Genomic DNA, 13,821 nt, shown 5'->3' with positions numbered 1-13,821 from the left:
ATAATATTCTTAAAATAGTGTAAGATTCACTTAATAGATAGAGAAAAATATTAAAATATAAATATAAGTTTTTGACCTATTTACTTTATTTTAAAGTAAATGGGTTTTTATTTGGAAAGGAAAAGCACATGCCTAATAATTATTCATTGATTGTTAAACCTCTTTTACAAGAAGAACCTATCATTAATAGTAATATTTCAATTTTTAAGACTTTACAAGTAGAATCTAGTACAACAATGATTTCAATAATACCTTCAATAAAAATATCAATTTTAACAGATCATGAAATAAAAGCTTTATCTAAATATCAAATTCAATCATTGCTACCAGAACAAATACCACTTTTTACAGCAGAACAAATTAAATCATTTAGACCCAAACAAATTCAATGATTTTGATTATGACAAATTCAGTCATTTACAAAAAAACAGATTGCATCATTTACGCCAGAACAAGTTGTATCATTTACAGAAAATCAAATCAAGGCGTTTACTCCTATTCAAATTCAAGCATTGACGCCTATACAAATTAGGTCATTTAATGTTACACAAATTCCATATTTTACATTTATTCAAATTGCATCATTTATGCCATGACAAATTCAATCCTTAACAAAAGAACAAATTCAGTCATTTACAAAAGAACAAGTAGTTTCACTGACATCATTGCAAATTTTAGCATTGACTCCAGATCAAATTGCATCATTTTTGCCGTTGCAAATTCAAGTTTTTACATTAGAGCAAATTTCATCTTTCATAGATATCCAGATTGAGTCATTTTTGCCGTTGCAAATTCAGTCTTTTTGATTATGACAAATTCAGTCATTGACAGAAGATCAAATTCCAGCGTTTACAAAAATACAAATTTTACATTTAACAGAAGACCAAATTAAATCATTTTTACCAATTCAAATTGCAACTTTTACACCCATTCAAGTTGAGTCATTTTGATTATGGCAAATTAACTTTTTACAAAAGAACAAATTCCATATTTTACACCAGAACAAATACCAGAATTTACATTAGAACAAATTCAATCTTTTACACCATTACAAATTAGTTCATTTACAAAAGAACAAATTCCAAAATTTATAGCAAAACAAATTAGTTCATTTTGGTCATGACAAATTCAAATATTGACATCAATTCAAATTCCATACTTTACAAAAGAGCAGATTCAGTTTTTTACGTTATCACAAATTCAGTCATTTACATCTATTCAAATTGCATCATTTACATTTATTCAAATTGCATCATTTTTGCCGTTGCAAATTTCATATTTTACACCAGAACAAGTTTCATCATTTTTGCCATCACAAATTGCGGTTTTTTACTCCTAGTCAGATTCAGTCATTTACATTTATTCAAATTGCATCATTTACATCTATTCAAATTTCATCATTTATAGAAAATCAAATTAAATCGTTTACGCCTATACAAATTAAATTATTTACATCTTTGCAAATTCCATTTTTTAAACCAGAACAAATTACTTTATTTATACCAGGCTACTTGCTACTTAGCCCTTTTTACTAGACCATTAATTTAAAAAAAACTTGAATGTATTCGAAAAACAATTGTGTTATACAATTAACACTAATTTTGACATGAAAGGATTTTTAATAATGGATAAAATTAAACAAATAGCATTAGTAATTAACAAGTTAAATATCAAACAAAAAATTCAAATTATTGATGATAGCAAAAACCAATATTCAATTAGATATCTTTGCCAACATCTTCAACTAAACCGATCAACATATTATTTTGTAAAAAACAAACAAAACCCTATTAAAAAAGAAAAAAATCAAATTAGTAATTGTACACATAAATATCAAGAATTATGCCAACTTTTACTTGAATTTCATTTTACAAGAAAAGGACAAATTTATGGCTATTTACGAATTTTTTCAGCATTTAAAGAATGATTAAAACAATACAAACATATTATTTTAAATCTAGAATTATCAACAAAACAAATGCGAAAAATTATGAAAGATCACAATCTTCAAGGATTAAAACAAACTAAAAATAACTATCCTAAAAACAAAAAAAATCCAAATAAGTGAATACCTACAATGGATAAAGTAAACAAAGATTATAAAAGTACAACCTCTTCAAATCAAATTTGATCAATGGACACTAAACAAATAAATACTAAAGAAGGTTGATTATATCTTTTTGTAATTATTGATTTTTATTCAAATAATATTGTAAGCTATAATACATGTTCAAACAAATCCTATCAAGATTTAATCCTTCCTGCACTTGAAAAAATAAATCAACAATTCTCTTGAAACCAAGTAAAAAACGTTATTTTACACTCAGATAACGCCAACGAATTTTATTGTCAAGACATCACAAATTGAGCTGCTGATAAGCAAATAATTTTAAGCAAAAAACAACCTTATGATATTGGTGGCAATGTAATATCTGAAAACTGATTTTCTCATTTATCTCAAGAATGACTACCTAAAGGTTCAAATCAATATTTTTCTCTCAATGAAGCTATAAATGATGTAAACCAATATATTATGTTTTATAATTACGAAAGAATACATTCTAAATTTCTAAAACCACCAATTTCACAAATAAAAATTTAAAACTGTCTATCCAAAAGTGGTCCAGTATTTAGGGCTAACCACCATTTTATATTTTTAAAAAAAATAAAAATCAACTTAGAAAAAAAATCAAATTAAAAAAAGAAGAAGATAATTTTAATGAAAATAGTTTAAATAAAATGTTAGAATCTAAAATTAATTTTATTGAACTTACAAAATCAGAAATTAACAAGGAATCTTTTAATAAAAGTAATATTAAATCATATAATAATCAAGTTTTTTATAGTAATTAAAATAATTATAGTAAATTATTTTTTCTAACTTCGAAGAGAAAGAAAAAAATATAATATAAATACAATTTTTTTTTGGGTACTAAGTTTTCTAAGTTTTTTTATGTTAAAATAATAAAGATTTTATTACTTTACAAGTAATAATAAGTATAAGTAATAATAAAGAAAAAAATGGTGATTTACTTTATGTGAGATCGTAAAATTTTACGAAAAATTAATAAACAAGTTAAGGCAATAATTAGCCTTGATGAAACAATGAGAAAAATTAAAGATGAAGAATTAGCAAATAAAACAGTTGAATTCAGAACCAGATTGGCAGAAGGTGAGACTTTAGATGATATTTTAGTTGAAGCTTTTGCGACAATTAGAGAAGCAGCAAGAAGAATTAGTGGATTACATCCATATCCTGTTCAATTAATTGGTGGTATTGTTCTTCATAATGGTGATGTTGCTGAAATGCGAACTGGTGAAGGAAAAACTTTAACTGCTGTGATGCCAATTTATCTAAATGCTTTAAGTAGTAAAGGTGTTCATGTTATTACTGTTAATGAATATTTAGCGGCAAGAGATGCTGAATTAAATCGACCAATTTTAGAATTTTTGGGAATTACTATTGGCGTTAGTCTTCGTGATCAGTCTACTAATCAAAAACGTGAAGCGTATTTAAAAGATGTTACATATACAACTAATTCGGAATTAGGCTTTGATTATTTGCGTGATAATATGGTTAAGGTTTATCCAGAAAAAGTTCAACGTCAGCTTAATTATGCTATCATTGATGAGGCGGACTCTGTTTTAATTGATGAATCAAGAACACCTTTAATTATTTCTGGTGGTTCAAAAAATCGTACTCCTTTATATCAAGCATCAGATGTTTTTGCAAAAACTTTAATACCTGAAGATTATAAAATTGATTGAGAATCACGTCAAATTGCATTAACAGTAACGGGTGTTAATAAAGCTCAAAAACAGTTTAATTTAAAAAATTTATTTGATATTGATAACTCGGAATTATTTCATCATATTCAAAATGCACTTCGTGCTAATCATGTTTTCAAATTAGATGTAGAATATGTTGTTAAAGATGGTGAAATTGTGCTAGTTGATCAGTTTACTGGTAGATTAATGCCTGGTAGAGTATATAGTGATGGACTTCATCAAGCTTTACAGGCTAAAGAAAATGTTACAATTCAACAAGAAACAACAACAGTAGCTACTATTACTTATCAAAACTTTTTCCGTTTATATAATAAATTAAGTGGTATGACAGGAACTGCTAAAACCGAAGAAGAAGAATTTGTAAAAATTTATAATATGAGAGTAATTAAGATTCCTACTAATAAACCAATTATTCGAGAAGATAAACCCGATCATGTTTTTGCTTCATTAAATGCTAAATTTAAATCTTTAATTGCAGAAGTTAAAGAACGACATACTAAAGGACAACCAATTTTGATTGGTACTGCTAATGTTGATGTATCAGAACGAATTGCTAATATGTTAACTTTGGAAGGAATTAAGCATGAGATTTTAAATGCTAAAAATCATGCTCGTGAAGCTGATATTATTGCTAGAGCTGGTGAAAAAGGATCAATTACTTTAGCAACTAATATGGCAGGACGTGGAACTGATATTAAACTTGGTAAGGGTGTTATTGAGCTTGGTGGCCTTGTTGTATTAGGTACCGAAAGAAACGAAGCACGAAGAATTGATAATCAATTACGTGGAAGAGCCGGAAGACAAGGTGATCCTGGATTTTCACGATTTTATGTTTCGATTGAAGATGATTTGATGTTACGTTTTGGTGGTGAAAAATTAAAAAAAGCTTTTGCAAGTTTAGGTGAAGACTATATTAGATCAAAAATGTTAACTAGATCAATTACTAGAGCACAACAAAAAATTGAAGGTATGAATTTTGATGCAAGAAAAAACTTATTAGATTATGATAATGTTATTGCTCAGCATCGTGAAGCTACATATCATCAACGTGATAATATTTTACTTGCTGATGATTTATTAGATTTAATCAAAAATATGCACAGAACAGTAGCACGTGATTTACTAAATATTTTTAATAAAGTTGTTGGTAGAGAACAGTTTATTGATTATGATGAATTAGTTAAAGGTATTGAAAATAAATTAATTAAGTCTAATGATTTAATAGCAGAAAAGTTAAATCGATTAAGTACTGAAGAAAATATTGATTTAATTGTTGAAAAATCTTATAATTTTTATCTTGAAAAAAGAGAAAAATTAAATGATGTTATTATAAAACAAATTGAAAATAGTGTTATTTTACAAACTTTTGATCAATATTGAACTAATCACATTGATGCTTTAAGTAAACTGCGTGCAGGAATCCATTTGCGTGGTTATGCGCAGTTAAATCCCTTACAAGCTTATATTGAGGAAGCTTCAAAATTATTTAATCGTATGAAAATCAATGTTGCTCATCAAGTTATTATTATGTTACATAGCATTGATCCAGAACAACATCAGGTCCGTGGTGGTCAAGATGTATTGGATACAGTATTAGCAAGTAATGTTGAAACTAAAACTAAAATTGGATAATTAATCTTTATTTAAAAAACTAAGTATTTGGTGGTTAGCCCTAAATACTGGACCACTTTTGGATAGACAGTTTTAAATTTTTATTTGTGAAATTGGTGGTTTTAGAAATTTAGAATGTATTCTTTCGTAATTATAAAACATAATATATTGGTTTACATCATTTATAGCTTCATTGAGAGAAAAATATTGATTTGAACCTTTAGGTAGTCATTCTTGAGATAAATGAGAAAATCAGTTTTCAGATATTACATTGCCACCAATATCATAAGGTTGTTTTTTGCTTAAAATTATTTGCTTATCAGCAGCTCAATTTGTGATGTCTTGACAATAAAATTCGTTGGCGTTATCTGAGTGTAAAATAACGTTTTTTACTTGGTTTCAAGAGAATTGTTGATTTATTTTTTCAAGTGCAGGAAGAATTAAATCTTGATAGGATTTGTTTGAACATGTATTATAGCTTACAATATTATTTGAATAAAAATCAATAATTACAAAAAGATATAATCAACCTTCTTTAGTATTTATTTGTTTAGTGTCCATTGATCAAATTTGATTTGAAGAGGTTGTACTTTTATAATCTTTGTTTACTTTATCCATTGTAGGTATTCACTTATTTGGATTTTTTTTGTTTTTAGGATAGTTATTTTTAGTTTGTTTTAATCCTTGAAGATTGTGATCTTTCATAATTTTTCGCATTTGTTTTGTTGATAATTCTAGATTTAAAATAATATGTTTGTATTGTTTTAATCATTCTTTAAATGCTGAAAAAATTCGTAAATAGCCATAAATTTGTCCTTTTCTTGTAAAATGAAATTCAAGTAAAAGTTGGCATAATTCTTGATATTTATGTGTACAATTACTAATTTGATTTTTTTCTTTTTTAATAGGGTTTTGTTTGTTTTTTACAAAATAATATGTTGATCGGTTTAGTTGAAGATGTTGGCAAAGATATCTAATTGAATATTGGTTTTTGCTATCATCAATAATTTGAATTTTTTGTTTGATATTTAACTTGTTAATTACTAATGCTATTTGTTTAATTTTATCCATTATTAAAAATCCTTTCATGTCAAAATTAGTGTTAATTGTATAACACAATTGTTTTTCGAATACATTCAAGTTTTTTTTAAATTAATCGTCTAGTAAAAAGGGCTAAGTAGCTATTAAGAATTTTGACCTAATTCTTATTAGAATATACTAAGTAATTTTTTAAAAATATATTTTTAAAAAATTACTTTTTTTTAGGTGCTCTTTGAGACAGAGCACTACCAGCAGCAGCTTTAGATTTTGCTGATGTTCTATCATCACGAAGTACATTTGAAGCTATACTAGCAACTTTAGCACTTGTTTTTCTTTGCGTCATATTTTCACCTCCTTTTAAATATTAATTAATATTAAATTTATTAATCATCAGACTTAACACTATTACAATAGTTATGCATAGGTTGCAAGTTAGCTAATTGCTACTTGCTACTTGCTACTTAGCCCTTTTTACTAGACCATTAATTTAAAAAAAACTTGAATGTATTCGAAAAACAATTGTGTTATACAATTAACACTAATTTTGACATGAAAGGATTTTTAATAATGGATAAAATTAAACAAATAGCATTAGTAATTAACAAGTTAAATATCAAACAAAAAATTCAAATTATTGATGATAGCAAAAACCAATATTCAATTAGATATCTTTGCCAACATCTTCAACTAAACCGATCAACATATTATTTTGTAAAAAACAAACAAAACCCTATTAAAAAAGAAAAAAATCAAATTAGTAATTGTACACATAAATATCAAGAATTATGCCAACTTTTACTTGAATTTCATTTTACAAGAAAAGGACAAATTTATGGCTATTTACGAATTTTTTCAGCATTTAAAGAATGATTAAAACAATACAAACATATTATTTTAAATCTAGAATTATCAACAAAACAAATGCGAAAAATTATGAAAGATCACAATCTTCAAGGATTAAAACAAACTAAAAATAACTATCCTAAAAACAAAAAAAATCCAAATAAGTGAATACCTACAATGGATAAAGTAAACAAAGATTATAAAAGTACAACCTCTTCAAATCAAATTTGATCAATGGACACTAAACAAATAAATACTAAAGAAGGTTGATTATATCTTTTTGTAATTATTGATTTTTATTCAAATAATATTGTAAGCTATAATACATGTTCAAACAAATCCTATCAAGATTTAATCCTTCCTGCACTTGAAAAAATAAATCAACAATTCTCTTGAAACCAAGTAAAAAACGTTATTTTACACTCAGATAACGCCAACGAATTTTATTGTCAAGACATCACAAATTGAGCTGCTGATAAGCAAATAATTTTAAGCAAAAAACAACCTTATGATATTGGTGGCAATGTAATATCTGAAAACTGATTTTCTCATTTATCTCAAGAATGACTACCTAAAGGTTCAAATCAATATTTTTCTCTCAATGAAGCTATAAATGATGTAAACCAATATATTATGTTTTATAATTACGAAAGAATACATTCTAAATTTCTAAAACCACCAATTTCACAAATAAAAATTTAAAACTGTCTATCCAAAAGTGGTCCAGTATTTAGGGCTAACTACCTATTGAAGTCAAAATTATTCTCGTCTAACTTTATAATTTTAAGACAAATTTGAATATTATTGACAACATCGGTATGCTCCCTTTTAAATATGTTTTTTTATTCTATTTGATTTTTTTCTTTATGTTTTCATGACTTCTTTTTAAATATGTTTTTATTTTTTTTACTGTCATAAGTGACTGAAGTTGTTCAATGGGGGAAATTATTACCTTTAGTAACAGCATTACTATTATTCATGGGTACTAAATTTTTAATATAATTAGTTCCATCTGCTGTGGTGGGGCGTTCATAAACAATAGTTCAATTTAAACTTTCAATTGGATCATTAAGCTTCGGTTGTGCAATAAAACTATGTCAAAACATTAAGGCACCCGCATAATCTCGACGGTATAATTGTGGATTAAAATTATTGATAATTTCTCCTTTATTTCATACTTCTTCAATTTGTTGTGGCGTTCATATTGTTTCTTCTTCTTCATTATTTGTTGAAGAAGTTATATTTTGATTAATTTCATTTTGTGAATATAGTGCTTTTGCTTCTAGTGACATATATTTCTTTTTTCTATTCTTTTTAATAAAGCATATACAAGAAATTATTAAAACTATAAAATAAAAAAATTCTAATCCTCATGGAATAATGAAAAATAGTTTTTTCTGAATAGTTATCGTAGAAGCAAATTTATAAAAAGCAACATATCCACCAAAGGAAAAAAATAAAATTGATCCAATAATAAAAAATAATGATATTCATAATATAATTCTAGTTAATATTAAGGAAATAAAATCATTATTTTTTAAAAAAATAAAAGGAAAGGCAACAACACCTAAAATTATGAAACCAAAACCCAATACTGCAATTGTCAGAGTTGGAAAAGTTAAATTGAATTTAAAAAATTTCTTAGTGATTAAATTATCAATAAGGATTAATAAATCAGTAGTTTCTCCTTTAAAGAAAATAATTCATAAAATTCAACTAATTAGTAAAGTTACACTTGTTAATCATGAAAAAATTATAATCATTCAATTATTATAATAGTTAATACTTTTCTTTGTTGAATAATTATCATCAACAGTTTCTTTAAATATCTTTTTTTTCATTTTTAAAAACCTTATAATATTTTATTGTTAATCAATTCTATTAATTTTTCTTTTTTCATAATATCTCTCCAAAACTAACTTATTATTTTTGTCTATATTTTGTTACTATATTATTGAATGCTTGTTGATAACATTTACCACTGCAATATATAAATTTATCACGATATAAAGAGTCAAATGTATATTCTTTCTCACATGATGAAATATAGCATTTAGTTGTAATAATTGGCATAATCTAATTAACCTCCTTTAAATTTATATTATACATTTTACATGATTTCTGTTTTATCATTTTATTAATTATTTTTTTATATTTTAAGTGTTTTATATATTAAAATTTATATTATTTTAAATAGTGCAATAGATTTAGTTAATAAGTTATTAGTATAGAATTTTATGAAAAAAGTGTTAAAAAATAATTAAAAGTATGTAAAATATATTTATCTTCTTAAACTTAAGAAGTTATTGGTAAAAATTGAGGAGGATTAATTTATGAAAAAATATTTATCATTATTAATTGCAATATCATTAGTGCCGGTATTTTATTTTATTTATTAATTTAATAATAAAAAATAGTTTAGTTATCGATCGGTGAACATTTTGCAAGTACATTGATAACTTTTTATTTAATTTAAATTTAAAGATAATTGTAATGCTTTGTTTTTTTATAACTTATTGTTTATTTATTTTTTTAAAAAATACTAAAATATATTTATCTTCTTAAATTTTAAGAAGTTATTGGAGAAAACTTGGAGGGTGATTAATTATGAAATCATTATTAACAACATTAAGTATTTTAGCAATTACGGGTAATTTAACTAATGTTATCTTAAATACAAGTTCACAAAAAATTCAATTTTTAGATAATAAAATTCAGCAAGATACAATTTACATTGACAAAGATGGAAAACAAGTGAAAACGAGTGAAGTAGATTTATCAAATATAAATAGCAAAGAAGTTATTCAAATTGGATTTTTTCAAAATCGAGAAGGAATAATTCAAGTTGTTAAAATGCCAGTAATAATAGAAAAAGTATCTGATCATTTACCATCAGAAATTAGATCTTTGAAAAATATGTTTATGGATGCAAGAGCATTTAATCAAGATATTTCAAAATGAAATACATCAAATGTAGTAGATATGAGTTATATGTTTAGTAATGATTCATCATTTAATCAAAATCTATCAAGTTGAAATATTGCACACGTAACAAATATGAGTTCAATGTTTGCTGGAGCAAAAAAATTTAATCAAGATATTTCAAACTGAGATGTAGTTAATGTAACAACTATGCATGCAATGTTTTATGGTGCTTTATCATTTAATCAAAATTTATCTTGAAATATAATTAATGTGAGAGATATGAGTTCAATGTTTTATGGTGCTTCGTTATTTAATGGTAATATTACAAATTTACTCTATGATAATAATGTAACAAATATGAATAATATGTTTCGAAATTGTTTATCATTTAATCAAGATATTTCAAAATGAATTGTAAATGATGTTACAAGCATGCGTTGTATGTTTGCTGGAGCAATGGCATTTAATCAAGATATTTCGAAGTGAGATACTTCAAAAGTGGTGGATATGGGTTATATGTTTTATAAAGCTTCGTTATTTAATCAAGATATTTCAAAGTGAGATACTTCAAAAGTGGTCGATATGGGTTATATGTTTTATAAAGCTTCTTTATTTAATAAAAACTTATCAAAATGAAATGTAAATGAAGTATTATGACATGGATGATTTGCTAAAAATTCAGAATTTGAAAATGATCCTAACAAATGACCCAAATTTAAAAATTAAAATTTTAAAATAATAAATATTTTTTTGTGCCATTTTATTTAATTAGTAAAGTCACTTGCTAATTAGCATTAGCAATATTTTTGCTTTTAGTTGTAATTTTAATTAGATAAAATTTAATATTATTGTAAAATTAAAATAAACAATAGAGGAGTCATAATTATGGCAAGTAAATTTTATGCAGTAAAAAAAGGTAGAGTAATTGGAATATTTGAAAACTGGAATGAATGTGAAACACAAATTAGAGGTTATGCTGGTGCTCAGTATAAAAAATTTGCAACTAAAAAAGAAGCTCAAGATTATTTAGATGATAAAATTCAAGTAAAATCTGAAAATCACTATAAATATGAAGTAATAGCATATACTGATGGTAGTTTTAAAGAAGAAATTAATCAATTTTCTTATGGACTTGTTTTCTTAAATAATGGCAAAAAAGATATATTTTATGAAAAATTTGATGATGAAAATTGAGCAAAATTAAGAAATGTTGCTGGAGAAATAATGGGTGCACAAAAGGCAATGCAGTTAGCTTTGGAAAATAATATAAAATCAATTTTAATTTGTCATGATTATGTTGGAATTAGTAAATGATGTACTGGTGAATGAAAAACTACTAAAGTAGAAACAAAGGCATATAAAGCATTTTATAATAAAATAGCAAAAGATGTTAATGTTTATTTTAAATGAGTTAAAGGTCATAGTGGTAATATATATAATGATGAAGCAGATGCTCTTGCTTGAAAAGCATTTAATTTAAAAAAAATGTCTAAACCAATAATTTAAATGTTAAAAAGGTGGTAAATAACATGATTAATAAAAAAATGAGGCTTTTTAGTAATCTGTGTTTCTTTGTTTTACAAAGTACTAGTTCAGATTAATTCTGTCTTCAAATTTTATCATAAAATGAGCAATTGCTGTATTTCAATTTTGAATAGGCAATGTTCATTTTTTTGTGATATTTTCAATTGCTAAGTAAAAAATTTTAAAAACTGCCATATCATTAGGAAAAACTTTTTTATTTCTAATAACTTTTCGTAATTGGCTATTAACAGATTCAATAGCATTTGTAGTATAAATTACCCTTTTAATTTCTGCTGGATAACTAATAAAAACCATTAAATTTTCTCAATTTTTATATCAAGATTTAGCAATTTGTGGATATTGTTTATTTCATTTACTTTCAAATGATTCTAAAGCTTGCATTGCTTGTTCTTCACTACATGCTGTATAAATTGGCTTTAAATCGATAACTAGAGACTTTCGATGTTTGTATGAAACATATTTTAAGCTATTTCTAATTTGATGAACTATGCATAATTGATGTTCAGTTTTAGGATAAACTGATTGTATTGCCTCTGACATGCCTGTTAAATTATCACTACAAGCAATAAGAATATCATTTAAGCCTCGATTTTTCATTTCTGTAAAATTATTTAATCAGAATTTAGCACCTTCATTTTCACTAATTCATAAACCTAAAACATCTTTTTTACCTTCTAAATCAACTCCTAAAGCTATATAAACTGATTTGTTAATAATACGTTTATCCTGACGTACTTTAACTACGATACAATCAAAATAAATGATTGGATAAACACTATCTAATGGACGATTTTGCCATGCTTTGACATCATCAATGACATCATCAGTAATTTGACTAATTACGCTTTCGCTAATATCTGCGCCATCATATAACTCTTGCAACTGCATTCTAATATCTGATAAAGTCATACCTTTTGCATATAGTGAAAGAACTTGTTGATCAAAACCATCAAATCTTCTCTGTCTTTTTGTGATTATTACTGGTTCAAAATTACTATTACGATCTCTTGGTACATCAATTTCAATTTTACCTTGTTGAGTTATTAATTTTTTTGATGTTGTACCATTACGAACATTGTCATTATTACTGCGTTGATTTCTTTCGTGTCCTAAATAATTTTGCATCTCAGAATTCAACATTTTTTCTACCAATCGTTTAGTTAATTCTTTATATAAGCCTCCCTCTTTAAAAACTGTTGTTAAATCCTCAGTATTTTCTAATAATAAATCTACTGCTTTTGATATTGGATCATTGTTATTAAGATTATCTTTTTTAGCCATCTGTAACTCACTCTTTCTAGATATATAAATTATATTTACTAGAATTAATTAAACATAGTTATTTTTGTAAGTCACACAGATTACTAAACATTCCCAAAAAAATAATATTAGCAACTTGTTTAGGAAATATTATTAGAGGTAGTTTGTTTACTCTTTCTGATCTATATCAAAAAAGAGAACAAAATATTCTTGAATTTGATATTACTTCAGCTATAACAGTGCTTTCAGGATGTTTTACTGGTGCTCTTTTTGGTTTTATTTCAGGTCTTTTTTGTTGTTTAAATGATGAAGAAGATAATGATGATTATAGAGAATTTTTTGAAAGTCAACAAATCATTGATAACACTCATTCTTTTCAATCTTCAAACGAATTTGCGCCTTTATTGCAAGAATATATTCTTGAAATTAATGATGAACAATTCATTCCTAATAATAATGCAGATCTTGTTTTTAATCCTCGTTTAGTTTATTAAATATAATAAAATTATTGAAAAAATTTAATACCTTGATCATTAATTATTTTATTAATATCAATTTTATTATTAAGGATGTCTCTAATTTTTAAATCGATAGTATTAGCACAATATAAATTAATAATTTCTCTAGTTTTATTATCGTTTAATTGAGTTGGAAAAAAGCGACTTTCAGCTTGCTCATTTTCGGTTGGGTTTAATTCACGATCTAGAAAAATCATAACATCACCTTTATCTAATGTGATACCAACATTAGTAGATTTAATATTACATAAAATAATTTTAACTTTTTTACTTTGAAAATCACTAATAG

Annotated in this window: 14 protein-coding genes; 8 read left to right on the top strand and 6 right to left on the bottom strand. The window is 25.1% G+C overall.

From position 1 onward, the window contains the following. The first annotated feature begins 128 nt into the window (after window positions 1-128). The 4 genes from SPIRDC1_RS05710 (at window position 129) to secA (ending at window position 5,421) form a co-directional block, all read left to right on the top strand. Window positions 129-1,025: a hypothetical protein gene (locus SPIRDC1_RS05710; RefSeq protein ID WP_174480953.1), complete on the top strand. Its 897-nt coding sequence runs from the start codon at window positions 129-131 to the stop codon at window positions 1,023-1,025. A 110-nt stretch (window positions 1,026-1,135) separates the two neighbouring features. Then, window positions 1,136-1,339, top strand: a complete 204-nt coding sequence (locus SPIRDC1_RS05705; RefSeq protein WP_174480952.1) for a hypothetical protein — start codon at window positions 1,136-1,138, stop codon at window positions 1,337-1,339. A 267-nt stretch (window positions 1,340-1,606) separates the two neighbouring features. Then, complete coding sequence (locus SPIRDC1_RS05700; RefSeq protein ID WP_174479968.1) at window positions 1,607-2,602, top strand: IS3 family transposase; 996 nt, start codon at window positions 1,607-1,609, stop codon at window positions 2,600-2,602. A gap of 434 nt (window positions 2,603-3,036) precedes the next feature. After that, window positions 3,037-5,421: a preprotein translocase subunit SecA gene (gene secA, locus SPIRDC1_RS05695; RefSeq protein ID WP_199188863.1), complete on the top strand. Its 2,385-nt coding sequence runs from the start codon at window positions 3,037-3,039 to the stop codon at window positions 5,419-5,421. Window positions 5,422-5,493: 72 nt separating this feature from the next. On the opposite strand, the gene SPIRDC1_RS05690 is transcribed toward secA, so the two are convergent. Beyond that, window positions 5,494-6,489 (bottom strand): IS3 family transposase, encoded by a 996-nt coding sequence (locus SPIRDC1_RS05690; RefSeq protein ID WP_174479968.1) that lies wholly within the window; start codon window positions 6,487-6,489, stop codon window positions 5,494-5,496. 163 nt (window positions 6,490-6,652) lie between these two features. Beyond that, entirely contained in the window at window positions 6,653-6,784 is a 132-nt protein-coding gene (locus SPIRDC1_RS10305) for a hypothetical protein (protein ID WP_255495890.1), read from the bottom strand. A 206-nt stretch (window positions 6,785-6,990) separates the two neighbouring features. Between SPIRDC1_RS10305 and SPIRDC1_RS05685 the strand changes: the two genes are divergently transcribed. Continuing rightward, entirely contained in the window at window positions 6,991-7,986 is a 996-nt protein-coding gene (locus tag SPIRDC1_RS05685) for an IS3 family transposase (RefSeq protein ID WP_174479968.1), read from the top strand. A 140-nt stretch (window positions 7,987-8,126) separates the two neighbouring features. Here SPIRDC1_RS05685 and SPIRDC1_RS05680 read toward each other — a convergent pair whose 3' ends face one another. Together SPIRDC1_RS05680 and SPIRDC1_RS05675 are read right to left on the bottom strand one after the other, a co-directional pair. Continuing rightward, window positions 8,127-9,125: a transporter permease gene (locus SPIRDC1_RS05680; RefSeq protein WP_174480950.1), complete on the bottom strand. Its 999-nt coding sequence runs from the start codon at window positions 9,123-9,125 to the stop codon at window positions 8,127-8,129. An 82-nt stretch (window positions 9,126-9,207) separates the two neighbouring features. Next, window positions 9,208-9,357, bottom strand: coding sequence for a hypothetical protein (locus SPIRDC1_RS05675; protein WP_174480949.1), 150 nt, complete (start codon window positions 9,355-9,357; stop codon window positions 9,208-9,210). A 534-nt stretch (window positions 9,358-9,891) separates the two neighbouring features. Here SPIRDC1_RS05675 and SPIRDC1_RS05670 point away from each other — a divergent pair. Beyond that, window positions 9,892-10,935 carry a BspA family leucine-rich repeat surface protein gene (locus SPIRDC1_RS05670; protein WP_174480948.1) on the top strand — a complete coding sequence of 348 codons (1,044 nt, stop codon included), beginning with the start codon at window positions 9,892-9,894 and terminating at the stop codon, window positions 10,933-10,935. 159 nt (window positions 10,936-11,094) lie between these two features. Continuing rightward, window positions 11,095-11,715: a ribonuclease H1 domain-containing protein gene (locus SPIRDC1_RS05665; RefSeq protein WP_174480947.1), complete on the top strand. Its 621-nt coding sequence runs from the start codon at window positions 11,095-11,097 to the stop codon at window positions 11,713-11,715. Between the two features lie 81 nt (window positions 11,716-11,796). Here SPIRDC1_RS05665 and SPIRDC1_RS05660 read toward each other — a convergent pair whose 3' ends face one another. Then, window positions 11,797-13,035 carry an IS256 family transposase gene (locus tag SPIRDC1_RS05660; protein WP_174479940.1) on the bottom strand — a complete coding sequence of 413 codons (1,239 nt, stop codon included), beginning with the start codon at window positions 13,033-13,035 and terminating at the stop codon, window positions 11,797-11,799. A 143-nt stretch (window positions 13,036-13,178) separates the two neighbouring features. Between SPIRDC1_RS05660 and SPIRDC1_RS05655 the strand changes: the two genes are divergently transcribed. After that, window positions 13,179-13,508 (top strand): hypothetical protein, encoded by a 330-nt coding sequence (locus tag SPIRDC1_RS05655; protein ID WP_174480946.1) that lies wholly within the window; start codon window positions 13,179-13,181, stop codon window positions 13,506-13,508. Window positions 13,509-13,519: 11 nt separating this feature from the next. Here the strand turns inward: SPIRDC1_RS05655 and SPIRDC1_RS05650 are convergent, their stop codons facing one another. Next, window positions 13,520-13,819, bottom strand: a complete 300-nt coding sequence (locus SPIRDC1_RS05650) for a hypothetical protein (RefSeq protein ID WP_368668563.1) — start codon at window positions 13,817-13,819, stop codon at window positions 13,520-13,522. Between the last annotated feature and the right edge of the window lie 2 nt (window positions 13,820-13,821).

This window comes from Spiroplasma endosymbiont of Danaus chrysippus, assembly GCF_902809815.1.
Lineage (GTDB): Bacteria > Bacillota_I > Bacilli_A > Mycoplasmatales > VBWQ01 > Spiroplasma_E.
Note: the sequence above shows the minus strand (reverse complement) of the source record. Positions and strands in the feature narration are given on the sequence as shown.